The organism is uncultured Sanguibacteroides sp. (assembly GCF_900543425.1).
Lineage (GTDB): Bacteria > Bacteroidota > Bacteroidia > Bacteroidales > Marinifilaceae > Gabonibacter.
In genome coordinates this window covers 1-25,786 of the sequence record NZ_UQRQ01000021.1, presented here as the reverse complement: position 1 = coordinate 25,786, position 25,786 = coordinate 1, and the positions used below count along the sequence as shown (strand labels likewise).

Here is a 25,786-nt window from a genome sequence, read left to right as displayed (position 1 = left end):
ATATTATTAAATCAAGATTTTTCATTATAAATCCCCGAAACGTTTTGAGAATCTTTCTTCTAAAATTTATTGTTACTTGTAAACATGAAATCACCTTGCAGGAACCCCTTTTGCAGTTAATCCATTCGTAATATTCTTTGTCACAACAGCACCAGCACCAATTGTAACATTTTTTCCAATTTGGATTTCAGATAATATCGTAGAATTTGAACCTATATAGGAAAATTCAGCTATTTTTACTCTTCCCAAAACAACTGCATTGGGAGCTATTGTACAGAAATTTTCAATAACTACATCATGCATAATATTACAGCCAGTATTCAATTTAGAAAAAGCACCTATTCTACATGCCGCAGAGACATTAACTCCTGCCTGAATCACAACTCCTTCTTCAATAATTGCACTCTTTGAAACTTTTGCATCAGGACTTATAAGAGTGGCAAAAGTGTAACCAATTTTTCTATAATAATCTGTTAACCTACTTCTTAATTGTGGCCTATCTGGAGTAATTACTAAAGGAATCGAATAATACTTATTAAACAACTCTGTTGCATTATCATCTGTTCCTATAATGGGATAATTCCAATAATTACTCTTAGACATGTCATCAATGATCCCAATAATACTATAATTGCAATCTTCACATAATTCTATAATCTCATGGAAGCCACCAACTAGAATAACTTCCTTAGCCATTAATTGATTTATTTAGGTTTTGAACAATAAAATCAATTTCTTCATTTTTTAAAGCAGCGTACATTGGCAATGTGATCTCATTATCGGTAATATATTCAGTTTGAGGCAAGATAGCCTTACAATCTTTATAGATAGAAAATTTATGAACAGCGGGGTAGTGTACGCTTGTCTGTATTCCCGCTTCATGTAATCGATCTCTCACCGAATCGCGTTTCCCTTTTGTAGAGTTTAGCAATACAATCGGCATAATATAATTCGAAGCAAACTCTATATTATTTGCAAACGGGACTATGATATTACTAATCTTCGAAAGTTCTTCCACGTATTTTTTACGAACCGATACACGTTTCTCCAAGTCTGCTTGCAATTTTCTTAGTTGTACACAAGCGATAGAGGCCCGTATATCATCCATTCTGAAATTATATCCCAGATCATTAATATCATATGAAGTGGCATGGCCGGAAGCCCGTTGGTAAGACATGGTAGTCATCCCATGAGAACGTAATAATTTCGCCCGTTTAGCCATCTCTTCATTATTTGTGATCAGTGCACCTCCTTCACCCGTACTGATATTTTTATTCGAAAAAAAGCTAAAACATCCGACATCTCCTATTGTCCCTAATTTTTTCCCTTTATACTCGGAAAGAGGTCCATGACAAGCATCTTCTATCACTTTTAAATCGTATTTTCTCGCAATAGCCATGATCTCATCCATTTTAGCAGGGAAGCCTGCCATATGAACAACAAGAATAGCTTTCGTCTTTGGAGTTATTTTCTTTTCAATTTCCAAAGGATCGATATTAAGATGTTCGGCTCCCACTATATCACAAAACACAGGGGTAGCCCCAACATAACGAATACAATTTGCCGAAGCTGCAAATGTCAATGATGGACATATGACTTCATCTCCCGGTCGAACATCACAGAGGATACATGCCAGATGAAGGGCACTCGTGCAATTAGAAAGACTTACCGCATACTTTACATGAAACATTTCGACAAAAAGCTGTTCCAATTCCTCACATTTAGGTCCCGTTGAAATCCATTTGGACCGGATGGTTTCAGTTACTGCCTGAATCTCCTCCTCTCCAAAATTGAGTTGAAATAAAGGTATTTGATAATTCATTTTCTTCGTTTTACAAATTTATTTTTACCTGATTTTTCCGTGTTCAAAAAATAAATCATTCAAATATTTTTATACTTCTGATCATCAGGATTATTAATAAATCCACACTTTACGGCAGCTATTATTTGTGCGATTCCATCGGGAACAGTTTTAGTTATTTTAAAATCAAGAACCTCTTTGATTTTCTCAAACGATACACGATAGTCTCTCGGATCTTCATTTTTTTGCACGTATTTGATTTGACAATCGGGTAGTTGTTTCTGGATTTCATTCACGATCATTTGTTTCGTGTAATTTTCCTCCGTACATCCGACATTAAATACATCAAAAGCGACTTTATCATCATCAGTATTCAAAATAGCTATTACACCCCGACAAAGATCAACGACATGACAATAAGGACGCCAGAATTGTTCACCAAAAACCACTAATTCTTTCCCCATGGCTAAATCTTTCGAAAACTCGTTAACAGTCAAGTCAAAACGGACTCTCGGAGATAAACCGTAAACGGTCGAAAATCTTAAGCAGGTCGGCTTACAGGTATTCGTGCGAGGCTGTGACATCAAGTACTGCTCGACAATCACTTTTGTCTCTGCATAGAGAGAAACCGGAGCCAATTTTGAATTTTCATTCACGTAACTATTGGGGTCATCCATTTTTCCATAATTACTACAGGTAGAGGCCATCACGAATTTTTTTACTCCCGCTTTTTCAGCCAGATCGTAAAAAAGTTTAGTTCCATCAACATTTATACTTTTAGCCAATTCGGGTTCTTTGGCACAAGCAGGATCACCCACGATAGCAGCAAGGTTGACGGCATAATCTATATCCGCCAAGGCTAATCTCAGATCATCCTCATTTCTAATATCTCCTTTTGCAAATTCAAAATTATTATCGTTTAACAACTCCACGATGGCTTCTCCGCCAAAACGTAAATTATCAATGACACGAACCTGATATCCCTCTTTTAAAAGAAGTTTTACCAAAACGCTACCGATATAACCGGCACCACCTGAAACCAATACTTTTTTCATAATTTCATCTAATTTATAATATGAATTATTTATCTATATTTTTTAATACATAATGCTCTACCACCCACTTTGTAAAAGGAAAGCTAGCCGTAAATGCGGGAGAAACGGCATTTAGTATATGGATGGAATCTTTATCTCCTTCAACTACAAAATCCATTTCCAATTTGTTCGTTTCGGTATTCAATAATTGAGCTCTTATTCCCGGTTTACTCCACTCGTTAAATCCTTTCCTATCTATTTGATTCACCATTTTAGAGGCTAATCCACAAAAGTATTTTTTGTTATATTTTTTTATTTCTTCCAAGGCAAGCGAACGAAAACCAAATGAATTCAATAAAAATAATTTAGCTTCCCAGAAAAGAACACGAACCAATTCATCAAAACGAAACCTGTTGAAACCCTTATAATTCTCTCGCCAGAAAGCAGGAATTGACGTAGGACCAATTTTTATAATGTTATCCACGGTTATCGTATAGTGTACACCTAAAAACGGATTCCTCAAATTAGGAACAGGATAAACATTTACCTTTATCGGTTTATCTTTTGCCATATATTTCAAGTAAATTCCTTTGAAAGGAATGATGGTATAGTTTCGAGAAAAGCCAAAATCTTTAGCCACCTTGTCTGCATACAATCCAGCAGCATTAATAAGTTTTTTATAGGAAAATTGTTTCCCGCTTACCGTTTCTATTACCTTGCCAGAGCACTTATGACAGTAAGCCTCATTAAAAAAGAATTGTACTCCTTTAGCTTGTAACTCCTGTTTCAAACAGTTACAAATTTCTACCGGATCGACTGTCGCTGTTGTCGGAGAATAAAGAGCGTATTTATAAGTAACGACATTGGGATCTATTTCTTTTAATTCTTCGGCCGTGATCAATTTTACATCCACGCCATTTGCCTCGCCTCTTTTCTGCAATTCGAACAAGGATTTTAATTCCTCCTCATTTTGTGCTACAACCACTTTACGACATTCATTTATACGTAATCGATGGTCGTAGCAATACTGATGCATCAGAGCATTTCCTTCTTTCGTGAATTTAGCTTTTAAGGAATCTGCGGTGTAATAAAAGCCCGCATGTAAGACTCCGCTATTTCTTCCACTACTATGAAAAGCAACATCAGTCTCTTTTTCAAGCACGGCAATACTTGATTCAGGAAATCGAACCCTTAGTTCCTTAGCTGTTGCTAAACCAATAATTCCTGCACCTATAATTAAATAATCAATTTCCATTAGACAGGTAATTTTTCAATCTTATCATAAATTATTATTTTCAGAATTTTCCACTGGATATAAAACGTCTCGCAAATTATTTATTAATATTCCGGTATATCGTTCTGCCCCATGATGATTCAAATGAGATTGATCTTTAAACATTTCAGGATGATCTAAAAAATATTTATCCTGACTATAATCTAAAAATACAATATCTTCTTGGGAACAAATTTTTGATATAATTGGAATTGACGATTCTCCCTCATCATATATCCCATAATAAGGAGAAATTACTGTTATTAAATGTATTTTCTTTTCCTTGCATAAACGGACAAAGTCAACAAATCGTTTTACACTTACAGAATCAACAAAATAATCAGCTCCACTTTCTATTCTTTTCAATTCAGGATACGGAGTCACGATCGGTAAAGCTCTATAACCAAAACTTTTTGAAGAGTCCTTTTTCTGAAATTTATTTGATATAATAGTTAATATTTTCGAATTATACCGGTACAAATTTGATTTCATCTTGATCCATTCTGCAGGACTTTTTAGATTTACGGTTGCATGAATTAAAGAATCTCTATCATAAAAAGGATTTAAGACTGATAATCTGTCATTAAGATTGTGCTGAAATTCAAATGGAAATAATACGCAAATGATAACTTCCGGAGGTTTCCGATTAATAACTGCGTTGCCAACACAGCTATGATATAATATATTTTTTCCGTCACTTCCGGCATTATAAGCAGATATCCCTAAACTATCCATAATCAATTGAGGAACTACATCAGATTTTGCGGTAGAAGCTCCGATAATTAAAACATCAGGAGTGATACTATTAAGCGAATTATTTATTTCCCCATAAAATGAAGATTCCTCCAACTGACTTATTAAACAACTACCAATTCTTCCGACACCACAATCCACAAGAATCAATATTACCAGAACAATTAATATATCATATATAACATGTACAGGCTTTTTCATTTTCTAAAATTGGAAATAAATAAATTGTCCTCCGTCCAAAACACCAAACAGTACAATTGCCGCAATAAGAAATGAAATATAGAAATACCGGATTACCTTCCATTTCAGACTTAACAACTGAAACCTCCGGCCAAATTCATCTGCAAAATCTTTCACGAATAAGATGAATAGAAATATTCCTCCCAGTACAACAGACATCGTATCCACAAACAGTTTTCCTCTTTCTTCAAATATTTTCTTTATAACCTCTATAGCCTCTTCTACTCTTCCACACCTACCAAATATCTGAGAAAAAGCAAATAACACAAAAACAAGAACGCAACAAACAAGAATCCACCACCACTTATTTTTCAAATTATATTTGTTTTCCAAGCGAGTACGCTTCTTATTCATTGCTGCATCGATGCACAGGTAAACACCTTGTATAAATCCCCAGACAATAAATGTTAAAGCTGCACCATGCCATATGCCACTAATCAGAAAAGTCAACATCAAAGCCGTAAATATTCCCCACATCCTCCAGCTTCGCAAACTAAAAGAAAGGGGCGTATAAATGTAATCCGTCAACCATTTTATCAAAGATATATGCCATCTACGCCAAAATTCAGACATAGAAGTTGCAAAAAAAGGACGATGGAAATTCTCAATAACCTTAATTCCTAAACATCTTGCAACACCAATTGCAATTAATGAGTATCCACCGAGATCTGCATAAACCTGAAATGGATATAACACGGATGCAAAAGCCAATGTTGTTCCATTATGATGGGATAGATTATCAAAAACAGCATCCACGTACAATCCCAAACGATCAGCAACACACAATTTCATAAAATATCCCCACAACATCAATTTCAGCCCGACTACCAAATCATCATAAGTACTGGATCTCAAATATTTGAATTGGGGGAACAGGTTACCCGCCCTTTCAATTGGTCCTGAAAGAATAATAGGAAAAAAAGAAAGAAATAAGCCCGTTGACAAGATATTTTTTTCAAATTCAATATCTTCATTATACACATCAACCAGGTACCCAATTGCCATAAAAGTATAAAAAGAGATCCCTACCGGTAACATATACGTTATTCGAGGCAAAGAAATCGCAATTCCCGTAGATTCTAAAAGAGAAGTAACCGAATCGTTGATAAACCCAAAATACTTATAAAAGAAAAGAGGAGAAATAACAACAATGACTCCAAGTATTAACAGCCGGTGTTTCTTTTTTTCGGTCAAAACAACAGAAATCCATCTTGCAAAAAAGTAAGTACATAAGGTTACTCCCAACAATAATATTGCATATACGGGTTGCATATTCAGATAGAAAAAATAGCTGACAACCAATAAAAATACAACCTTCCCCTTTTGTGGGATTAAATTGTATAGAAGAACGACAAGCGGGAAAAATACCAGAAAATTAAACGAGGTAAAAGTCATAAAATATTTATGCTGATTTTTCTTCTATGATAGAGATTAAACTCCCTACATTTTTCATCTTATTCAAATCCTTTAATTTGAATTTAATCCCAAATTGTTTTTCGACTTCAGCTACCATTAACATATGAGTCAATGAATCCCATTTCTCGACATCATTAGCTGTCATTTCACTTGTTAACTCTAATGCTGGCTCTGTAAAAATATCTCTGAAAATAAGAGTCAGCTTTTCAATAATTTCATTTATTTTCATTTTAAATTATTTTAGTTTATTTTCCAACAATAACTTCACTTCCCCTGGCAAATAATTTAATATCAATTTATTATTTGCTTTATATTCTTTTAAAATCCCAAATCCCGATTTTGTATAAGCTTTTATTGCTTCCAAATTATCGGCAAAAACCTGAACCTGAACTTTTTCTAAAGATTCCTTTTCATTCAATCCTTTTTCTATATGAGCTTGTAACAAACTTCTAATAATTCCACGTCTACGATATTCAGGAACAACATATACATACTCAATCTGATATGTTCCAACTTCTCTAGTAATCTGAATCCCCTCAATTATAGAAGATAAATTACGTATGTATTCTAAATTTTCTACAGACAAAACACAACTCAATACATTTGCTTTCAATAAAGCTGAAGGCATATTTTCTTCATTCATTCCCTCTATCCAACCACAAACTCCACCCACTGGAATACAATCTACTTCAGCTAACAAAAAACGATTAATTGAAAATTCACATCCATCTACTTCTTCCTCTAACACCCGGTATAAAAATTCACGAACTTGTTCTTCTGTTAATCCCAAAAGTGTCGCTAAACCCAGTTTATCAGTTCCACTTTTCTCTGCCTGTATAATAATTTCAACAATAAAATCTATATCATTCAGATTTGCTTCTCTGATAACAAAATTTTCGGTCATTTTATTAAAGACTTTAATTTATTTTTATCGATTTTATCATTTGAATTTAAAGGAAACACAGGCTCAAATATTATTTTTGTAGGAATCATATAAGATGGCATCTTTGAACGTAAATAGACAAAAAGTTTAATTGTATCAAATATCTCCGACTCAATAAACAATGCTATTTCTGTGATATTTAAACTATTTTCAAATGCCAAAGCCACGACATTGATCTCTTTTAAAAAATCTCTTGCATGAAATTCAATTTCTCCTAATTCAACCCTAAAACCCTGAATTTTTGCCTGATTGTCTATACGTCCGGAATACATTATATCTCCTTCATCATCTCTGAAACACAAATCTCCTGTATGATAAAATCTTACACTTTGGCCATTGATGATTTTCTCGAAAAAGGCCTCATTATTTTTCCGAGTATTATTCCAATATCCTCGAGTAATTTGGTCTCCCGCTACACATAATTCTCCCTTCTTACCATTTGGTACTTCTATACCATTTTCGTCAATAATTATAGAAATTACATTTGACAATGGTTTTCCAATAGAGACGATTCCATTAAACGATTTATTATCTCCTTCCCGAACTAACTTATAGTACGTACAATAGATTGTGGCTTCTGTAGGCCCATAAAAGTCATATATATCTGTATTGGAAGCACAGATATGCCATTCCTCCATTAATCTTAACGGACATGCCTCAGCTGTGAGAATGCACACTTTGAGACTTGTTGCATCCAGCTCTTCAAAATAGGGTTTTAAATACCTTAACATGGAAGGAGCCATCGCTCCGAAAGTAATCTTATGTTCCTCTATTAAAGTTGCCGCAGAAACATACTTAATATTCCCGGACGGGACAGTATATACACAAGCACCCCTCGTCAAAGCAACTAAATAAGACTGAACAGAGACATCAAAAGTTAAGTCAAAACACTGTAAACATCTATCTTCTTGTGTTATTACGATTCCGGTTTTCCAAAAAGAATCCATAAACGCCCCGATATTTCTTCGGGAAATCATCACTCCTTTAGGCTTTCCTGTACTACCAGAAGTAAATAATATATAAGCTAACTTATCATCCGAATACTCACTCACGTCCAGTGCAATCTTCGTCTCTTTACGAGACGAAATGATTGTTGAAATAATCATATTTTCAGGATAACGAGATACTTCACTCGAGTCTAAAATTAAGTCTATCCCCACTTGTTCGATAATATCGTTACACCTCTCCAAAGGTTGCCCCGGATGAAGCGGAACATAACATTTCCCTTCCAACCATAAAGCAAAAATGGAAGCATATGTTTCCAGATCATCATTAACAACTAATCCTACTTTATCGTTTGAGAAATTTTTCTCCTTTAAAGCAAATCTGATTTTCGAAATACATTCCCCCCAATATTTATAGGTATAAAATTGCTCGTTAATACAAAATGCATTCTTCTCCGGATAACTTTGGATAGCATGCAATACCGGAATAAGTACTTGCTTTTGGAAACAATTATTTACTGAAGATAATTGAGTTGTAAATATATTTTTCATAAATTCAAAATAAAAGGTAGTTATCAGCTTCCTGATTCCTGAATAATTTTCAACAAATACTGCCCATATTGATTTTTCTCTATAGGTAAAGCTACGGAACGTAATTTTTCTTCACTTATCCACCCTTTTCGAAAAGCAATTGCTTCCAAACAAGCAATTTTTAACCCTTGCCGCTTTTCAATCACCTCGACGAAAATAGAAGCTTCAGCTAAAGAATCATGAGTCCCGGTATCCAACCAAGCAAATCCTCTTCCTAATAACTGTACCTTAAGAGCGTCCTTCTTTAAAAACTCTTGATTTACTGTTGTTATTTCTAACTCTCCACGTGCCGAAGGTTTTATATTTTTAGCCACTCCTACAACATCATTAGGATAAAAATAAAGTCCAACTACGGCATAGTTTGATTTTGGACAAAGCGGTTTTTCTTCTATGCTTAAAACATTCCCGTTTTTATCAAATTCAGCAACACCATAACGCTCAGGATCAGTCACGTAATAACCAAATACAGTAGCTTTATTTTCCCGTTCCGCTTGCTTCACGGCCGCAACTAGCATAGGACTAAAACCTTGTCCATAAAAAATATTATCCCCAAGTACCAAGCATACAGCATCATGACCTATAAACTTCTCGCCTATAATAAAAGCTTGAGCCAATCCGTCGGGTGAAGGTTGTTCCGCGTACTCGAAACGAACACCATAATCGGAACCATCTCCCAATAAGCGTTTAAAACCTTGAATATCCTGAGGTGTTGATATTATTAATATTTCCCGTATGCCTGCCAGCATCAACACTGAAACCGGATAATAAATCATCGGCTTATCATAAACGGGAAGAAGCTGTTTAGATACTCCTTTGGTAATCGGATACAATCTCGTTCCGCTTCCTCCTGCCAAAACTATTCCTTTCATATTCTGCAAAATACCTATCAATTTTTACTTCAAATTTTTCCAATACCATTCGCAAGCCATTCTAAAACCTTCAGCCGCATCATATTTCGGGGCATATTCCAATATCCGTTGAGCTTTTAATATGGAAGCCTGGGAATGCGGAATATCTCCGGCACGTTCGGGACCGTAGACCGGTTCAAGGGTTGCAATCCGGGAGTCATGGAATGCCAGGTTGTCCCGAAGGGTTTTATATAGAGCTTTTAACGTGGTATTACCGCCAAAAGCCACGTTAAACACTAAATTGATTGCATGATCGTCCGATAACTCCAAATTGTAAAATTTAGCTCGTTGCCGGATCAATTCGGTGGGAGTAATCATAGCCTTTTCATTGGCTTCAATCACGTTGTCGATATAAGTAAAATCCCGGGAAAAGGAACCGTCTCCATTGATCACGGGACTCTCTCCTCGAAGCAATTGTTTTACCCAAAGCGGAATTACGGCCGCATAAGCCCCGTTCGGATCCTGACGCTTCCCAAATACATTAAAATAGCGTAACCCGACACACTCCATTCCATAGGTTTTACTGAAGACATCGGCATACAGCTCATTGACATACTTGGTGATGGCATAGGGAGAAAGCGGACGACCGATATGTTCCTCCACTTTGGGTAATTCTTTGGAATCCCCGTAAGTAGAAGAAGACGCCGCGTAAATAAATCGTTTTACCCCGGCATCCCGGGCCGCAACCAACATATTTAAGAATCCTCCGATATTTACTTCATTCGTGGTAAGGGGGTCTTCAATGGAACGGGGAACACTCCCCAAAGCAGCCTCGTGTAACACGTAATCGGCTCCCTCAACAGCTTTCCGGCACGTTTCCAAATCCCGGATATCGCCTTTGATAAAAGTGAAAGCCGGATGTTCGATAAACTCCGTCATATTCTCCATATGCCCGGTTGCCAGATTATCTAAACAAACAACCTGATAGCCCTGTTGCAAAAAATACTCACAAAGATTCGAACCGATAAAGCCTGCGCCTCCGGTTACTACTATTTTCAAAATATGCATCTTCTAATTGTAAATTTTAAATTGTAGCTTGTAAATTCATTTTTGATTTAAGATTTACGATTTATGATTAAGATTCTGATCTTACCCTCTTTAAATTGTCAATCTAAAATCCGAAATCGTAAATCTACAATTGGAAGGGATAACTCCTCCGGGGTCGAGACGTTCTCGTCGGTCGTGTAAACGCTTTTCGTTCACTACCCTCCGGGACTCACTTCGTTCAAACAAACCATCGGGTGGCCGTTCCGAAACTCGAACACGACGCTCGCCGTTCTCTATTTATACCCCTCCGTTTTTCTCCCTTTAATCAATTGTAAATTAATTTGATTTAAGATTTACGATTTATGATTCAATTCTGATCTTGCCATCTTTAAATCTAAAATCGGCAATCACTGAATCCTTTAATCCCAGAATCTTTTGATTCTTCAAATCGTAAATCTCTTTAATCTTAGAATCACTGAATCTTAATCGATCTTCAGGTATTTCTTTACCGCTTTCCCGACATGCCTAAATGTATCCGGAAGCAGATTCATTATACCTCCAATGGCCTTATAGGCATTGGACAGTAATTGTATATCGGTATTATTCTCCAATTGGTATTGTAGCTTACGCGTTTTATTGGAAATTCGTTGCCTGACTTTCCTGAGTTTTCGAATGACGGCCCGCCGTTGCATGACGCTATCCCGGCCTGTCCCCTTTACCTCACTCCACTCCTGACACAAATCCAAAAAGTCCTCCACCGTCTCGTACAAGGGTTTACCGGATAGTAAAGTATTCGGGACCTCCGTTATGGCATTGATATAGTACTCCAAAGAACGTCTGATCTCGGCAAAACTCCCGGCATCTATCTCGACCGATTCCATTTCCACAAAATCATCCAAAAGAGCTGTCAAAATCTTCGAACGATAGTAATTGACTTTCCATAGCGGAGTTCCACGCCTATTGTCCACGAGGCAAGGGTGATCTGTATTTTCAACTTTATTCATTACTAAACGCAAATAGATATCCTCTTATCCAAGAACAGAAGAGGAACGATAAGTTATATCCGAAAAAATATTCAAATTACGGTATAGCTGTTTTTACTCCGTTTCTTTATTGATCTCCCAATGACCTCCTTTAGCAGGCCCCACTCTCAAAATTATCTCATTCTTCCTTAACTGTTGTAGATTCCATTCGACTCCACGACGCGATAATCCTGTTATTTTCACCAACTCTTTTTGTGTTATAAAAGGATTAAGCTTTATCGCTTCTACTATTTTCTCCACAGTTTTCTCCACAGTTTTCTCCACAGTTTTCTCCACAGAATCTTTTAATCCGCTATCTTCGATTTCGGCCGTTGATATTTTTTGTCTTTCATAGCTTAATTCCGAAAAACAACCGTTTCCCATCACGTAAAAATCATACTTCATCGTGGGATAAGATGCGATAGCTTCCCGAATACGGGTAAATCCGCTACCGTATTTTTCAATGTCGTTGGTCAAATAAAAAGCCTCTGCAATTAGTTTATTTCTTGTACTTGCCGTATAATTATCCGTCTTCAACTCATCGACCGTAATATCTCCGTATAATCCACTCGGATTAAAAAAGACAATCTTCTGATCAAAAATCTTTATTTGTATATCCGTAGAACTCTGGTAATTTCTATGAATAACAGCGTTCAAAAGCATTTCCCGGATAGCTTCCAAAGGGTATTCCGGTATCTCGGTTCGTTGGGTTGTCTTTCCGGTAATCTCGAAGGCAAATTTAAGATGCGATACTATAATCCGCATCGATTCATCAACCACATCATATAGATTTCCGTTCACCATATTATCCGCAATGATCAAACTGGGCGTCTTAAAACGCCCTATATGGACATTATATAAAAGATTCGATTTCGAAAATAACAACATGGCAGCATTTACAGGAACTCCATCTTTCAGTAAATGAAGCTTTGTCAACGCTTCCAAAGGATCTATTGACAGATGAAAACGTCCTATGTTATTGACCTTGGTAATAAATTTTTTGACACTTTGCAAATTCAAGTCCTTATGTGTACCGTTCGGATAAGGATACGAATCCCAAGAATATTGCATGGAACGCATAAACAAATCCGAAATCTCAGCCACGCTCATCAAATGATTGGAACTCCCCACTCGCTTATAAAATCTCCCCTGAACAGATATCGGCTTTACAGGATATTCCGAAACCTGTATAACAACAATTTTCTTATTTTGAAATGCCATGACCTCCATATCCGGAACGACGGCAGGTTCGGTTTTGCTCTTTATTTCATTAGCCCATTGCTGAATACTTTCCCGAGCGACCTCTACTCCTGTTACCTTTCCGGCATCAGAAATACCGAGCAACACACATCCTCCTTTTGCATTGGCAAAAGCAACAACAGATTCTATCGCCGCAACATTGAAGGTCGACTTAAATTCTACAGTTAATCCTTCACCATTTGAAATAATATCACTTAAATTATATCGCATAATGCAGGATTTATATTCATTTACTACACTTGTTTAGAAATTTTCATCCATGAACACCTTGTCATGACTCCATATTTTTGTTATTTACATCAAAGTTATTATGTTTTAAATACAAAGTCAATAACATATCGTCATTTTAATATAAAATTAGAATATACAATAAATACAAGTAGCAAAGTTTTAAATACGATTAAAACTTTCCGTGAAATTCCATAAAATTTTAAGTATACTTAAAACTTTTAGGCCGAACGTTCGTGCTTTATCAGGATGTTGTACCAGATTTTCCAGAAATATTTCCAGTCCGTTAAAAAGGGTTGCCGCAAATAAGCTTCCAAATAACGGCGTTCACTGGCCTCTATTTCCTCCAGATTTTTAGGCATATCTGCGTAAAAGGGAGGCAAGAGTCCCGGTTTGGTACGGATACGCAGTTGCTGTAACTCCGGGGTGTAAAGGCTGTAATAATGTTGGCTTAGCGGGCGTACCCCGATCAGCTTCATGTCGCCTTTTAAAATATTGATCAGCATCGGCAGTTCATCCAACCAACATTTTCGCATAAATCGGCCGAAAACGGAGATCCGGTAATCATCCGCAAATTTTCCACCTTCTTGCAATTTATTATGCTGATAAATATAAGGTTGCAGATACTCCGCATAAGCATGCATAGTCCGGAATTTATATATCCCGATCAATTTTCCACCTTTCCCCACCCGTTTCAATCGAACCAAAGGGCCGTAACTGGGCGAAGGGTCATTGAAAGGCAGCTTGGTTTTGACCGCAATCACGTAAAGCAGGCCGTGAATATACTCTTCCTGTTTCACCTCGAAACCGCAACAATACAAACGTCCTAATATTTCAGGACGGGGAAATACGCGGTATCTTCCTCCCGTCACGGTAAAATATATTTTTTTTAAACAAGGTAACTTCGGGCAAATCCGGTTCCAGGCGTAATCCACTGTATAAATCAAATAGTTTAATCCCCAGGGATAAATACCTAATATTTGTGATTTACGTATTTCACTCGTCTGGCAACAACAAACGAAAACATCCCCTACATTCAATAATTTATTTACATCGATAAAGAACTTATTTACACGGCAAATCTTATTCACCCGGGTCAGATTCACGAACATTTTGTAACAACCGCAGGAGTATCCCTCTAATTCTTCCCGTTCTCTGATCGCCATCAATTTCGTTTCCCGGGTAAAATGAGTCTCGTAAATATTTCTCCACCTCACGGGGTTGACAATAGGATAACGCCGGATCAACTCCAATAATTTCTTTAGATCGGGAGTTTGCTCCCCGGTTAACATCCGGGCCGCATGTTTTGCCGAAAGTTGATGATAACGTTTTATAGTCTCGTCCTCCTGCTGGAAAGGAATTTTCCGCATGACCAACAATCGGACGGCAAGATAAAAACAACACTCCAACACGATCAACATCCCGATAGCAACGATATAGTTCCAACCGAAATGGAGGGTCAGATCCGATATTTCATAAAGTGCATAGATTATAAAGGCAGATAATACATCTACCAATCCGATCGTAATAAAAGCATAACGGATCCGTTGGAATTTCGTGAAATTAAGTTTTTGCGAAATCAATCCTAACAAAACCCACAGACACGCGGCACTTCCCAATATCCACCATCCGGGAAGCTTCCCCACCCAACCGGAAGCGCCAAAAGCCAAGGCAACCAGTAAAAGATCGAAAAGGGTTAATATTCCCCAACGCCGGGTCGTTTTCATGCTAATGTTCAGAAATAAATAAACCGCAGATTCTTCCTATAACCGTTATAAACTCCAGTATTTCAACGAATGTATTCTCTCCCGTAGAATTCCTTTTATATCGACCAAAAGAGCGTTATCATAAGTTAACGACTTAAAATAAGCCTCATCTAACATTTCGTATTCTTTATGAGAGACGGCTACAACGACCGCATCGTAATTATCCCGGGGTTTCTCTACCAATTTAAACCCGTACTCTTCCTGTACGGCCTCCGAATCGGCATGAGGATCTACAACATCCACATCTACCCCGAAATCCCGTAACTCCCGAATGATATCGGCTACTTTCGAATTACGGATATCCGAAACATCCTCTTTAAAAGTTACTCCCATGACCAAAACCCGGGCACCTAACACATTTTTGCCCATGGCAATCAATTTCTTTACCATTTTTTTGGCGATATAGGCCCCCATCGAATCGTTGATAAAACGCCCGGCATTAATGATCTGGGGATGGTATTTCAGCTCCTTCGCCTTATGAACCAAGTAATAAGGATCGACACCTATACAGTGTCCCCCGACTAATCCGGGATAAAACTTCAAAAAATTCCACTTTGTCCCGGCTGCTTCCAACACGTCGAAAGTGTTGATGCCGATCCGGGAAAAGATAATGGATAATTCGTTCATCAAAGCAATATTGACATCCCGTTGGGTATTCTCGATAATCTTGGCTGCTTCCGCGACTTTAATGCAGGGAGCGGGATGAACTCCCGGTTCCACTACTAACTCGTACACCTTGGCTATCGTCTCCAACGCTTCGGCATCACATCCCGAAACAATTTTTATCGTATTCGTCAAAACGTGCAGGGAATCTCCCGGATTAATCCGCTCGGGAGAGTAACCGATTTTAAAATCCGTACCGACTTTTAAACCGGAGATCTCTTCCAACAAGGGAAGACAATCCTCCTCCGTACACCCCGGGTAAACAGTCGATTCGAAAACCACGTAGTCTCCTTTTTTCAAGGCTTTTGCGACTGTCCGGGTCGCCGACAGCAAAGGCTTCAGATCCGGTTGATTGTATTCGTCAATAGGAGTGGGCACCGCCACAATAAAAAACGAGGCCTCCCGCAATTTATCCACCGAAGAGGTAAATTCTATATCACTATGATCAAACGCTTCGGGAGCCAACTCTTCGGAAGGATCGATTCTGTTCCGCATCTTCTCCAACCGATCTTCTTTGATATCAAAACCGATCACGGAGATTTTTTTCGCAAATGCCAAGGCTATGGGTAACCCCACATAGCCCAAGCCCACCAAAGCTATCTTTGCCTTTTTAGAAACCAATCGAGTATACATAATGCATTTATTTATTAAAATTACCAACCAAAAGGATGTTTCTCCAATGCCAATTCAGCCAGAGGATGATAATCCCCACAACGTCCAATGGGTTTCGCGTGACGGATATCATGCACGATTTGAATGGAGGTACGGGCATCTTCCAGACCGTATCCTTCACCGGCAAGAATATGCCGGTAGCTCTCCGTGTGCAGATCGGTAAAACCATCGCTAAACTCGATCTCTTCTCCTTCCATACAGAACGAACGAAAGGTTCTTTTCCCCGTTTCCTTTACCTCCGGCGGAAGAGTATCGTAATTAATACTTAAGAAATAACGGACGTGAGCTTTTTCGAAACGCAATAAACCGGCCACCCGGTCATGACTGGTCACGTACACGATATTATCCTGAACAGGACCGAACACCCAGGAGAGCATATCATAAAAATGTACCCCGATATTAGTCGCCACTCCTCCGCTTTTCCGCGAATCCCCTTTCCAGCTGGTATAATACCAATTCCCCCGGGAGGTAATATAGGTCAAGTCTACATCATATATCTTATCTTTCGGCCCCTCCTCTACCTTTTTCTTTAGAGCGAGGATAGCCGGATGATGTCTTAATTGCAAGATCGTGAAAACCCGATGCCCCGTTTCCTCCTCTACCTTTTGCAAGGCATCGATATTCCAGGGGTTCAACACCAATGGCTTCTCACAGATAACATCTACCCCCAAGCGTAAACCGTAACGCACATGGGCATCGTGTAAGTAATTGGGTGTACAAACGGATATCACGTCCACCTCTTTGTCTGTTCCTTTATTTTTCGAGAGGTGACGATCGAAAAGTTCAAACTCCGTGAAAAACGACGCTTCCGGAAAATAGCTATCCATGATTCCCACGCTATCGAAAACATCGTAAGCGGCCACCAACCGGTTACCGGTCTCTTTTATGGCACGCAAATGCCTGGGGGCGATATAGCCTGCAGCCCCGATTAATGCAAAATTTTTCATTACACGTTCAATATAAAATCTTAGTTTATTTTTTCCAGATAGGATCCCGGTATGTAAGAGGTCGCAATAGAAACCACCCCCTCCAGCCGCACTACCACCCGCCTATGCCCCTTCACCCGGACCAATTCACCTTCCAGACCGAGAAAAGGCCCCTTGATCACACGCACCTTGTCTCCCCGCCTCAACTCCTTATTTACAACCTCGATCACCTCATCAGAGAAGTCGAGTAAAAACATAAAGTCTTTCATCTGCTTATCCGGAATGATCAACGAATGACGGGTCTCCCGATCTCTGATATAGACAATGTTAAGAGAATAATCATTCAGCAGGGCAAAACTCGTGCGTCGATCCGTACGCACAAAAATCAAACCGCGAATAAGGAGTTCCTGAACCTTCTTTCGTCCCTCCGGCCCCTGTCGCACCACTTCCTGAAGAGGCAGGTAGTTTTCTATATTTAAGGCATCTAATCTCTTTTTTATACTCATCTCCTGATTTACCCGCGTGTAGGCCGCATACCAGTATTTCCCGTTGTCTCGTTTTATCATAAAATTATAACGATAATCTCTTAATAATCTTTTTTCACGAACCGACCGGACACGCTTCGCGCCTGAACCTTCTTCCGGCTTTCATTCAATTAACCACGCGTCAATATTTTAGCTTCTTAAACAGAAACCAAATACCGAACTTTTATACTCTTTTTCTTTCCTGCTCTCCAAATACGGTATATCTCCTACCGTTTTATCTCTTAAAAAACGCCTTTATCCTTGCTATCACCCGATCTTGTTGTTCCCGCGTAAGCTCCGTGTGCATCGGTAACGAAAGAACGGAATCCGCCAACCTCTCCGACACCTCTAACGTTCCCGCAACTTTCGCTATCTCCTCGAAAGCCTTTTGCCGCTGCAAGGGAAGCGGATAATAAATCATTGACGGAATTTCTCCTTCCGCCAAAAATGCCTTCAAACCATCCCGCTGCCCGTCCTCTACTTTCAATGTATATTGATGATAGACATGAGTAGAATAAGGCATCTCCTCCGGCGTTATAATTCCCTCTACTCCTTTCAGGCGGGAAGTATAATACCGGGCAGCTTCCAGCCTGGCCCGACTATATTTATCCAAATGTTTTAATTTCACTTTCAATATCGCGGCTTGGATCGTATCCAAACGAGAATTACAGCCTAACATCTCATGGTAGTATTTCACCGCCTGACCGTGATTCGCTATACAACGAGCCCGTTCGGCTAATTCTTTATCCCGAGTCATCAAGGCTCCCCCATCCCCATAACAACCCAAATTTTTGGAAGGGAAAAAAGAGGTACACCCGATATCTCCCATCGTTCCCGTTCGGAAAGATTTCCCGGAAGAAAAGGTATAAACAGCTCCTATCGCCTGTGCATTATCCTCCACCACATACAAGCCGTGTTCCCGGGCAAACACCAATATGGATTCCATATCGCAACTCTGCCCGAAAAGATGCACAGGAACGATCGCTTTCGTTCGGGAAGACAAAGCTCTTTCCAATTCTTTTACCTCTATATTAAAAGAAACAGGATCGACATCAACCATAACCGGAATAAGACCTAATAAACCTATGACTTCCGCTGTCGCCACATAAGTAAAAGCCGGAACGATAACCTCATCTCCCTTTTTTAATCCCAAAGACATCAAAGCGATCTGTAATGCATCCGTACCGTTAGCACAAGGAATTACATACTCTGTTCCGAGGTAACGGGCAAGCTCTCCACTAAACTCCATCACTTCCCGCCCGTTTATAAAAGCCGTGCTATTCAATACCTCTTGTATCCCGGCATCTATCTCGTTTTTAATTTTGTTGTATTGACCTTTCAGGTCGACCATTTGCAACTTCATACGACATTCATTTTCCACGCCGATCAATAAAACTCTGATATCTGCACACTGATTAATAGTATCAGAAAATGATCAATAAATGATCGTTTAATTCAACTGCAAATATAATTAAATAAATAATAACAGTAAAATTTAACTAACAAAATAAGTGGTCATTATCAAATATTTCCGTGTAGTTTAAATATGTTAATTTATGGAAAATATTTTAATATTGGATGTACTAAAAAACGATCGTTTTTTCATATTACATTTTACTTTCCCCGTTACATTAATCCACAAATCTTTTTCATCGATTTAAGATGATAATATAATTACAATCAACATATTATAAATAAAAAATCATATATGCAACAGACATAGAAAGAAATAATTCCATCCATTCGATTCATTCATTTCGACAAGAATAAAAACATGAAAAATCAAAAAACAGTTTATAAATTTTATGGTTAAAATTAATCATTATGTTAACATATTTTAAACTAATATATATGTATATAAAACAAGGAAATATATTTTATTTTAAATACGTCAGTCTCATATAATTCATTATTGTATAAATCACGCAATATAGATCTATTTACACGAAAGATGTTAATGAGCTGAATATAACCCCGCTAATTGTAAGATTTAGGGATTAGAGGATTTAGGGATTGGGGATTAAGAGATTAAAGAGATTTACGATTTCGGATTTTTGATTTATGATTTAAAAAACCAAGGGATTCTGGGATTAAAGGATTCAGGGATTTAGGGATTGGGGATTAAGGGATTAAAAAGATTGACGATTGTAGATTTTAGATTGACGATTTAAAGAGGGTAAGATCTTAATCATAAATCGTAAATCGTAAATCAAAAATTAATTTGCAATAAAAAAAATCGTCTGCCTTTAAAAGCAGACGATTTTTATATCCGAGAGGGATTGTATTATTTTTTATACATCCCCATATCTTTCAGTTCGAAATCATTGATAAACGCCGCATATCCGGCAACTTTCGACTGTCCGTATCTCACAAATACTTCCGTAGATTTATAGAAGCGAGCATCTCTCTGAGAATCCAACAGCAACAAGTATCCGATGATCACATACCCGGCCATCTCCACTAAACGACGAGCGTGGAAATCGACGTATTCAGGATCCCCGACAGCCGTCACATTCGTTACGGCAGCTTCGAAAGCAGCCGTCATACCTTTCAGTATCTCACGAATATACTCTTGTTCCGGACATATAGGTGCTTTTTCATACTCCTCACGAATATACTTGGCGTATTGTCCGGTAGTCACCCCGCGAATGGCCGCCACAACTTGCAACTGAGATGTTCCCTCGTATATATTGGTGATACGGGCATCACGGACCAAACGTTGAATGGGGTAGTCTTTCATATAACCCGATCCCCCATGAATCTGCAACGCATCGTAAGCGATCTCGTTTGCGTATTCGCTGGAAAACAACTTCAACATGGGAGTATAGATATCAGCCAATTTCTGGTATTTTTTCATCTCCTCCCGTTCAGTCTTGTCCAACGTCCGTTCACTGGAAATATGAGTATAGGTCTTATACATATCCACGAAACGACTTGTCTCGTATAGAATTGCACGAGCCCCTTGTAGTTTTGCTTCCATATTGGTCAGCATTTCGTATACCGCAGGAAATTCAATAATAGCTTTACCGAACTGACGTCTCTCCTGAGCGTATTTCAACCCCTCGCGATAAGCAGCCTCCGCTATACCTACCGATTGAGCTCCCACTCCCAAGCGAGCACCGTTCATCAACGACATAACGTATTTAATCAATCCTAACTTGCGCTCTCCGACCAATTCTGCCGGAGCATCCTTAAACACCAACTCACAAGTAGGAGAACCCTTAATACCCAATTTATTTTCGATGCGACGAACGGTCATTCCGCCATTGGCTTTATCGTATATAAACATAGAAAGTCCGCGACCATCGTGTGTTCCTTCTTCCGAGCGCGCCAATACCAAGGCAATTTGAGCATCTCCGTTCGTGATAAAACGCTTCACCCCGTTCAGATACCATTTCCCGCTCTTTTCGCAATAAGTCGCCTTTAATTGTACCGCTTGCAAATCCGACCCGGCATCCGGCTCCGTCAAATCCATCGCATAAGTTTCTCCCTTAGCTCCACGCGGTAGGTAATGTTTCTTCTGTTCTTCGCTCGCAAACTCATGAATCGTTTCGGCACAATCCTGCAATCCCCAGATATTTCCGAAACCGGCATCCGCACGAGAAACCAATTCTGCCGCCATCACGTAAGGAACAATCGGAAAGTTCAGTCCGTCGTACTCTCTCGGCAAAGACATATTATACAATCCGGCCTGTGTCAACACATCGTGATTTTGTTGGGTCCCGGCTGCATATTTTACTCTTCCGTTAATCACCTCCGGTCCCTCTGCATCTACTCCCTCTGCGTTTTCGGCCAACACGTCTCCACAAATCTCCCCTAAAATCTCCAACACTTTATCATAATTGTCCAACGCATCTTCAAAATCCCTCGGAGCAGTATCACATTTTCCGGCATCCGCAAAGTTACGCTCTTTTAGCGCAACAATTTTTTTCATGAGAGGATGTTCCAGGTGGAACTTCAAATCCTCGTTATCTATATAGAAATTTGCCATATCTTTAATTTTTGATTTTTAATTTACGATCTGAATCGACAATCTAAAATCGTAAATCGTAAATATTATTTGCTGTTCTTCTTGTAATACTGAATCATCTTCGGGATTACAACGTTCAAATCACCCGTGATCACGTAGTCTGCAAACTTATTGATCGGAGCATCCGAATCCGTATTAATGGCAATAACCATAGAGGACTCCTCCATTCCGGCCGTATGCTGTATCTGTCCGGAAATACCACAAGCAATATACAGCTTGGGGCGAACAGTCGTTCCGGTTTGACCGATTTGACGTTCATGTTCGCAGAAGCCCGCATCCACGGCAGCACGAGAAGCACCGACTTCTCCCCCCAGCACGGAAGCCAGTTCGTATAACAGATTGAAATTCTCTTTCGATCCGACGCCATAGCCTCCGGCCACGATAATCGGAGCTCCCTTGATATTTACCTTGGATTTCTCCATCTGACGTTCGATCACTTTCACGACCAAATCCGTGTCATCGATGAACTCATCCACGTTTAATTTTTTAACCTCACCCTTGTAGTTGGCATCAACCACCTCTTTCTTCATCACACCCTCACGAACGGTAGCCATCTGCGGACGGCATTCCGGGTTGACAATCGTGGCAACGATATTACCTCCGAAAGCCGGACGAATTTGGTAAAGCAGATTCTCGTATTTTTTGCCGCTCTTGGCATCCGAGTAATCGCCGATCTCCAAGCTGGTACAATCTGCCGTCAACCCACTATGCAGGAAAGAAGAGACGCGAGGGCCCAAATCACGTCCCACGCTGGTAGCTCCCATCAAAGCAATCTGCGGTTTTTCCTGCTCGAACAAACGTACCAGCATCTTCGTGTGAGGCAATGTCGTGTAAGGAGCCAAACGAGCGTCATCCCCAACCCATACTACATCGGCTCCATAAGGAAATATTTGTTTCTCTATATCTTTTAATCCGTGTCCTAAAGCAATAGCTTCCAGTTTTACACCTAATTTATTGGCAAGAGTCCGTCCCTTCGTCAGTAACTCTAAACTGACATCGGCAACCGTACTCTCCTCTATCTCGCAATATACAAATACACTATTCATATTTTAGATTTTAGATTTTCAATCTCTTCACTTATCCGATTGTATGGTTGGTAATCAATTCCTTCATCATCTCATCGATTTCGGCATCGGTTCCGCTTAAGACCTTAGCCTCTTTAGCTTGGAACACAACATTCTCGATGGTTTTTACCTTCGTCGGAGACCCGCTTAATCCCAAATCTTCCGCTTTACTGGTAATATCATTAACGCTCCATTCCGTTAACTTCAGGTAAGGACGTTCGTTAACCAACGTGATATAATCCTCTCCGGCTTCCTGTGCCTCCTGAGTAGCTTTCGCGTATTTATATTTCATCACGAAACGAGCATTTCTCGGACGACAAGGAGCAGCAGAACCGTTTACCGTCACCACGCAAGGCAGCGGGCATTCAACCACCTCGATACCTCTTTCCAAACGACGTTTGATTGTCAATTTCTTGCCGTCGCATTTTTGAATTTCTTCCGCGTAAGTTACCTGCGGCAATTCTAATTTTTCCGCAACCTGAGGGCCGACCTGAGCCGTATCTCCATCGATAGCCTGACGACCGCAAATAATTACATCGTATTCTAAATTGTGCAACGCACAAGACAAAGCATAAGAAGTAGCCAACGTATCCGAACCGGCAAAAGCCCGATCTGACAACAAATATCCACCATCAGCACCCCTGTACATCGCCTCGCGAATTATCTCAGCAGCACGTCCCGGTCCCATGGTCAATACATGAACAGTAGTCCCCTCAATTGTATCTTTTAAACGTAAAGCCTGCTCTAAAGCATTCAAGTCCTCCGGATTGAAGATGGCAGGTAAAGCTGCCCTGTTTACAGTTCCGTCTGCTTTCATCGCATCTTTTCCCACATTTCTCGTGTCGGGAACCTGCTTAGCAAGAACAACAATTTTTAGTCCTTTCATATAAATCCAATTTTATGTTTAAAGCGACATGAAATATCCTAATCATCTTTTTACCAATAAATTCATACCAATACTATCGATAGAATACTCCATATACAGTTGTATTAACACTATTTCTTTTTAAGTGCGTAAAGATAGTATTTCAAGTTATAAATACAAAATTTTAACTTGTCCGCATCCCATTTCCGTTACCCAAGAAAAACAAAGACTATAGCTCCGGACATCTCAACCAAAGCTAATTTTTTCTTTCCGGATTCATCTATTTTCCAACTTTTTCAGAAAACAAAGTCGTTTATTTTCCGATTTTAAACTATTCCCCTAAATTTGTAACGCAAATGATTGCGTCAAAAATTATTTACATCATAAACAAACTAAAATATGAAATACGACTTACTCGTAATAGGTAGTGGCCCCGGAGGATACGTGGCTGCCATTCGCGCTTCCCAGCTCGGGATGAAAGTGGCCGTTGTAGAACGTGCCGAATTAGGAGGAATCTGTCTGAATTGGGGATGTATCCCGACCAAATCCCTATTAAAATCGGCACAAGTGCTGGAATACGCTCACCATGCCGCCGATTATGGAATAAAGGTCGAACAAGCCGAACCGGATTTTGAAGCAATCATCGCCAGAAGCCGGGGTGTTGCAGATAAAATGAGTAAAGGAATCCAATATCTGTTTAAAAAGAATAATATTACCGTTATCGAGGGACATGGAAAACTGACCTCCGATAAAAAAGTGGAAGTAACTCCTCATGAAGGAGAAAAAATCACGGTGGAGGCAGACCATATCCTGTTAGCAACAGGAGCCCGTTCTCGTCAGCTCCCCAACATTCCGCAAGACGGGAAACGCATCATCGGTTACCGTCAGGCCTTAACACTCGACCATAAACCGGCGTCCATGATCGTTGTGGGATCCGGAGCGATCGGTTCCGAATTGGCTTTCTTTTACAACGCCATGGGGACCAAAGTAACGTTAGTAGAGTTCTTGCCTAACATCCTCCCGCTGGAAGATGAAGAAGTCTCCAAACAAATAGGACGTTCATTTAAAAAAGCAGGTATTGAAGTCATGGTAAAATCTTCAGTAGAAAGTGTCGACTCTACCGACGGACTGCTAAAGGTGAATATCAAAAACAAAAAGGGAGAGATCGAAGTACACGAAGCAGAGATTGTGCTTTCAGCCGTCGGCATCTCCCCTAACGTGGAAAATATCGGCTTGGAAGAACTCGGTATCGAAATGGATCGGGGAAAAGTAAAGGTAGATGAATATTACCGTACGAATGTCGAAGGTATATACGCTATCGGAGATATTGTTCCGGGACCAGCCTTAGCACACGTATCTTCAGCCGAAGCCATTTGCTGTGTCGAACATATCGCGGGAGTTCACACCGATCCCATCGATTATTCCAATATTCCCGGATGTACCTACACAACACCGGAGGTCGCTTCGGTAGGACTGAACGAAGCTAAAGCGATAGAAGCCGGATATGAAATCAAAATCGGAAAATTTCCATTTACCGCTTCAGGAAAAGCAAGCGCCGCAGGTGCTAACGAAGGCTTTATTAAACTAATATTCAATGCCGCCGACAACACCCTGCTGGGAGCTCATATGGTAGGGATGAACGTGACCGAGATGATTGCCGAAATGGTATTGGCCCGGAAATTAAAAGCTACCGGACACGATATCATTAAAACCATTCATCCTCACCCGACCATGAGTGAAGCCGTAATGGAAGCGGCTGCCGCGGCTTATGACGAGGTGATACATATATAGAATTGTAGATTCTGAGATTAAAAAGATTTACGATTTCGGATTTTTGATTGCCGATTTTAGATTTAAAGATGGCAAGATCAGAATT

Annotated in this window: 22 protein-coding genes; 1 reads left to right on the top strand and 21 read right to left on the bottom strand. The window is 39.4% G+C overall.

Features of this window, described 5'->3' with window-relative positions; all coding sequences use genetic code 11:
* Positions 1-90 precede the first annotated feature (90 nt).
* From QZR76_RS11125 to QZR76_RS11025, 21 genes are all read right to left on the bottom strand, one after another.
* Entirely contained in the window at positions 91-696 is a 606-nt protein-coding gene (locus tag QZR76_RS11125) for an acetyltransferase (protein WP_294142892.1), read from the bottom strand.
* Positions 689-1,822, bottom strand: a complete 1,134-nt coding sequence (locus QZR76_RS11120; RefSeq protein WP_294142891.1) for a DegT/DnrJ/EryC1/StrS family aminotransferase — start codon at positions 1,820-1,822, stop codon at positions 689-691. The genes QZR76_RS11125 and QZR76_RS11120 overlap by 8 nt, the downstream gene beginning before the upstream one ends.
* A gap of 59 nt (positions 1,823-1,881) precedes the next feature.
* Positions 1,882-2,856, bottom strand: coding sequence for an NAD(P)-dependent oxidoreductase (locus QZR76_RS11115; protein WP_294142890.1), 975 nt, complete (start codon positions 2,854-2,856; stop codon positions 1,882-1,884).
* A 25-nt stretch (positions 2,857-2,881) separates the two neighbouring features.
* Entirely contained in the window at positions 2,882-4,090 is a 1,209-nt protein-coding gene (gene lhgO, locus QZR76_RS11110; protein WP_294142889.1) for an L-2-hydroxyglutarate oxidase, read from the bottom strand.
* Positions 4,091-4,114: 24 nt separating this feature from the next.
* A complete protein-coding gene (locus tag QZR76_RS11105; protein WP_294142888.1) occupies positions 4,115-5,062 on the bottom strand; it encodes a hypothetical protein in 948 nt (315 codons plus the stop codon).
* A gap of 3 nt (positions 5,063-5,065) precedes the next feature.
* Positions 5,066-6,496 carry an MBOAT family O-acyltransferase gene (locus tag QZR76_RS11100; RefSeq protein WP_294142887.1) on the bottom strand — a complete coding sequence of 477 codons (1,431 nt, stop codon included), beginning with the start codon at positions 6,494-6,496 and terminating at the stop codon, positions 5,066-5,068.
* A 7-nt stretch (positions 6,497-6,503) separates the two neighbouring features.
* Positions 6,504-6,746, bottom strand: a complete 243-nt coding sequence (locus QZR76_RS11095; protein WP_294142886.1) for an acyl carrier protein — start codon at positions 6,744-6,746, stop codon at positions 6,504-6,506.
* 6 nt (positions 6,747-6,752) lie between these two features.
* Positions 6,753-7,421, bottom strand: coding sequence for a GNAT family N-acetyltransferase (locus QZR76_RS11090; RefSeq protein ID WP_294142885.1), 669 nt, complete (start codon positions 7,419-7,421; stop codon positions 6,753-6,755).
* Entirely contained in the window at positions 7,418-8,956 is a 1,539-nt protein-coding gene (locus QZR76_RS11085; protein ID WP_294142884.1) for an AMP-binding protein, read from the bottom strand. Before QZR76_RS11085 ends, QZR76_RS11090 begins: the two co-directional genes overlap by 4 nt.
* A gap of 23 nt (positions 8,957-8,979) precedes the next feature.
* Positions 8,980-9,864 (bottom strand): glucose-1-phosphate thymidylyltransferase RfbA, encoded by an 885-nt coding sequence (rfbA, locus tag QZR76_RS11080; RefSeq protein ID WP_294142883.1) that lies wholly within the window; start codon positions 9,862-9,864, stop codon positions 8,980-8,982.
* A 24-nt stretch (positions 9,865-9,888) separates the two neighbouring features.
* Positions 9,889-10,911 (bottom strand): SDR family oxidoreductase, encoded by a 1,023-nt coding sequence (locus QZR76_RS11075; protein ID WP_294142882.1) that lies wholly within the window; start codon positions 10,909-10,911, stop codon positions 9,889-9,891.
* Positions 10,912-11,372: 461 nt separating this feature from the next.
* Positions 11,373-11,894 (bottom strand): hypothetical protein, encoded by a 522-nt coding sequence (locus tag QZR76_RS11070; protein ID WP_294142881.1) that lies wholly within the window; start codon positions 11,892-11,894, stop codon positions 11,373-11,375.
* 93 nt (positions 11,895-11,987) lie between these two features.
* Positions 11,988-13,382, bottom strand: coding sequence for an RNA-binding domain-containing protein (locus QZR76_RS11065; RefSeq protein ID WP_294142880.1), 1,395 nt, complete (start codon positions 13,380-13,382; stop codon positions 11,988-11,990).
* A gap of 239 nt (positions 13,383-13,621) precedes the next feature.
* Positions 13,622-15,127 (bottom strand): sugar transferase, encoded by a 1,506-nt coding sequence (locus QZR76_RS11060; RefSeq protein WP_294142879.1) that lies wholly within the window; start codon positions 15,125-15,127, stop codon positions 13,622-13,624.
* Positions 15,128-15,172: 45 nt separating this feature from the next.
* Positions 15,173-16,462, bottom strand: coding sequence for a nucleotide sugar dehydrogenase (locus QZR76_RS11055; protein WP_294142878.1), 1,290 nt, complete (start codon positions 16,460-16,462; stop codon positions 15,173-15,175).
* A gap of 20 nt (positions 16,463-16,482) precedes the next feature.
* Positions 16,483-17,448 carry a Gfo/Idh/MocA family oxidoreductase gene (locus QZR76_RS11050; RefSeq protein WP_294142877.1) on the bottom strand — a complete coding sequence of 322 codons (966 nt, stop codon included), beginning with the start codon at positions 17,446-17,448 and terminating at the stop codon, positions 16,483-16,485.
* 20 nt (positions 17,449-17,468) lie between these two features.
* A complete protein-coding gene (locus QZR76_RS11045; RefSeq protein WP_294142876.1) occupies positions 17,469-17,993 on the bottom strand; it encodes a UpxY family transcription antiterminator in 525 nt (174 codons plus the stop codon).
* A 193-nt stretch (positions 17,994-18,186) separates the two neighbouring features.
* Complete coding sequence (locus tag QZR76_RS11040; RefSeq protein WP_294142875.1) at positions 18,187-19,314, bottom strand: DegT/DnrJ/EryC1/StrS family aminotransferase; 1,128 nt, start codon at positions 19,312-19,314, stop codon at positions 18,187-18,189.
* A 921-nt stretch (positions 19,315-20,235) separates the two neighbouring features.
* Positions 20,236-21,942 carry an acyl-CoA dehydrogenase family protein gene (locus QZR76_RS11035; protein ID WP_294142874.1) on the bottom strand — a complete coding sequence of 569 codons (1,707 nt, stop codon included), beginning with the start codon at positions 21,940-21,942 and terminating at the stop codon, positions 20,236-20,238.
* 65 nt (positions 21,943-22,007) lie between these two features.
* Positions 22,008-23,027 carry an electron transfer flavoprotein subunit alpha/FixB family protein gene (locus tag QZR76_RS11030; protein ID WP_294142873.1) on the bottom strand — a complete coding sequence of 340 codons (1,020 nt, stop codon included), beginning with the start codon at positions 23,025-23,027 and terminating at the stop codon, positions 22,008-22,010.
* Positions 23,028-23,058: 31 nt separating this feature from the next.
* On the bottom strand, positions 23,059-23,931 hold the full coding sequence (locus QZR76_RS11025; RefSeq protein ID WP_294142872.1) for an electron transfer flavoprotein subunit beta/FixA family protein: 873 nt from the start codon (positions 23,929-23,931) through the stop codon (positions 23,059-23,061).
* Positions 23,932-24,309: 378 nt separating this feature from the next.
* Between QZR76_RS11025 and lpdA the strand changes: the two genes are divergently transcribed.
* Positions 24,310-25,701, top strand: coding sequence for a dihydrolipoyl dehydrogenase (lpdA, locus tag QZR76_RS11020; RefSeq protein ID WP_294142871.1), 1,392 nt, complete (start codon positions 24,310-24,312; stop codon positions 25,699-25,701).
* Positions 25,702-25,786 lie beyond the last annotated feature (85 nt).

What these genes read in the sequence shown, in the direction of transcription:
- QZR76_RS11125 (WP_294142892.1), bottom strand. Translation starts at nt 696, where the DNA reads ATGGCTAAGGAAGTTATTCTAGTTGGTGGCTTCCATGAGATTATAGAA.
- QZR76_RS11120 (WP_294142891.1), bottom strand. Translation starts at nt 1,822, where the DNA reads ATGAATTATCAAATACCTTTATTTCAACTCAATTTTGGAGAGGAGGAG.
- QZR76_RS11115 (WP_294142890.1), bottom strand. Translation starts at nt 2,856, where the DNA reads ATGAAAAAAGTATTGGTTTCAGGTGGTGCCGGTTATATCGGTAGCGTT.
- lhgO (WP_294142889.1), bottom strand. Translation starts at nt 4,090, where the DNA reads ATGGAAATTGATTATTTAATTATAGGTGCAGGAATTATTGGTTTAGCA.
- QZR76_RS11105 (WP_294142888.1), bottom strand. Translation starts at nt 5,062, where the DNA reads ATGAAAAAGCCTGTACATGTTATATATGATATATTAATTGTTCTGGTA.
- QZR76_RS11100 (WP_294142887.1), bottom strand. Translation starts at nt 6,496, where the DNA reads ATGACTTTTACCTCGTTTAATTTTCTGGTATTTTTCCCGCTTGTCGTT.
- QZR76_RS11095 (WP_294142886.1), bottom strand. Translation starts at nt 6,746, where the DNA reads ATGAAAATAAATGAAATTATTGAAAAGCTGACTCTTATTTTCAGAGAT.
- QZR76_RS11090 (WP_294142885.1), bottom strand. Translation starts at nt 7,421, where the DNA reads ATGACCGAAAATTTTGTTATCAGAGAAGCAAATCTGAATGATATAGAT.
- QZR76_RS11085 (WP_294142884.1), bottom strand. Translation starts at nt 8,956, where the DNA reads ATGAAAAATATATTTACAACTCAATTATCTTCAGTAAATAATTGTTTC.
- rfbA (WP_294142883.1), bottom strand. Translation starts at nt 9,864, where the DNA reads ATGAAAGGAATAGTTTTGGCAGGAGGAAGCGGAACGAGATTGTATCCG.
- QZR76_RS11075 (WP_294142882.1), bottom strand. Translation starts at nt 10,911, where the DNA reads ATGCATATTTTGAAAATAGTAGTAACCGGAGGCGCAGGCTTTATCGGT.
- QZR76_RS11070 (WP_294142881.1), bottom strand. Translation starts at nt 11,894, where the DNA reads ATGAATAAAGTTGAAAATACAGATCACCCTTGCCTCGTGGACAATAGG.
- QZR76_RS11065 (WP_294142880.1), bottom strand. Translation starts at nt 13,382, where the DNA reads ATGCGATATAATTTAAGTGATATTATTTCAAATGGTGAAGGATTAACT.
- QZR76_RS11060 (WP_294142879.1), bottom strand. Translation starts at nt 15,127, where the DNA reads ATGAAAACGACCCGGCGTTGGGGAATATTAACCCTTTTCGATCTTTTA.
- QZR76_RS11055 (WP_294142878.1), bottom strand. Translation starts at nt 16,462, where the DNA reads ATGTATACTCGATTGGTTTCTAAAAAGGCAAAGATAGCTTTGGTGGGC.
- QZR76_RS11050 (WP_294142877.1), bottom strand. Translation starts at nt 17,448, where the DNA reads ATGAAAAATTTTGCATTAATCGGGGCTGCAGGCTATATCGCCCCCAGG.
- QZR76_RS11045 (WP_294142876.1), bottom strand. Translation starts at nt 17,993, where the DNA reads ATGATAAAACGAGACAACGGGAAATACTGGTATGCGGCCTACACGCGG.
- QZR76_RS11040 (WP_294142875.1), bottom strand. Translation starts at nt 19,314, where the DNA reads ATGAAGTTGCAAATGGTCGACCTGAAAGGTCAATACAACAAAATTAAA.
- QZR76_RS11035 (WP_294142874.1), bottom strand. Translation starts at nt 21,942, where the DNA reads ATGGCAAATTTCTATATAGATAACGAGGATTTGAAGTTCCACCTGGAA.
- QZR76_RS11030 (WP_294142873.1), bottom strand. Translation starts at nt 23,027, where the DNA reads ATGAATAGTGTATTTGTATATTGCGAGATAGAGGAGAGTACGGTTGCC.
- QZR76_RS11025 (WP_294142872.1), bottom strand. Translation starts at nt 23,931, where the DNA reads ATGAAAGGACTAAAAATTGTTGTTCTTGCTAAGCAGGTTCCCGACACG.
- lpdA (WP_294142871.1), top strand. Translation starts at nt 24,310, where the DNA reads ATGAAATACGACTTACTCGTAATAGGTAGTGGCCCCGGAGGATACGTG.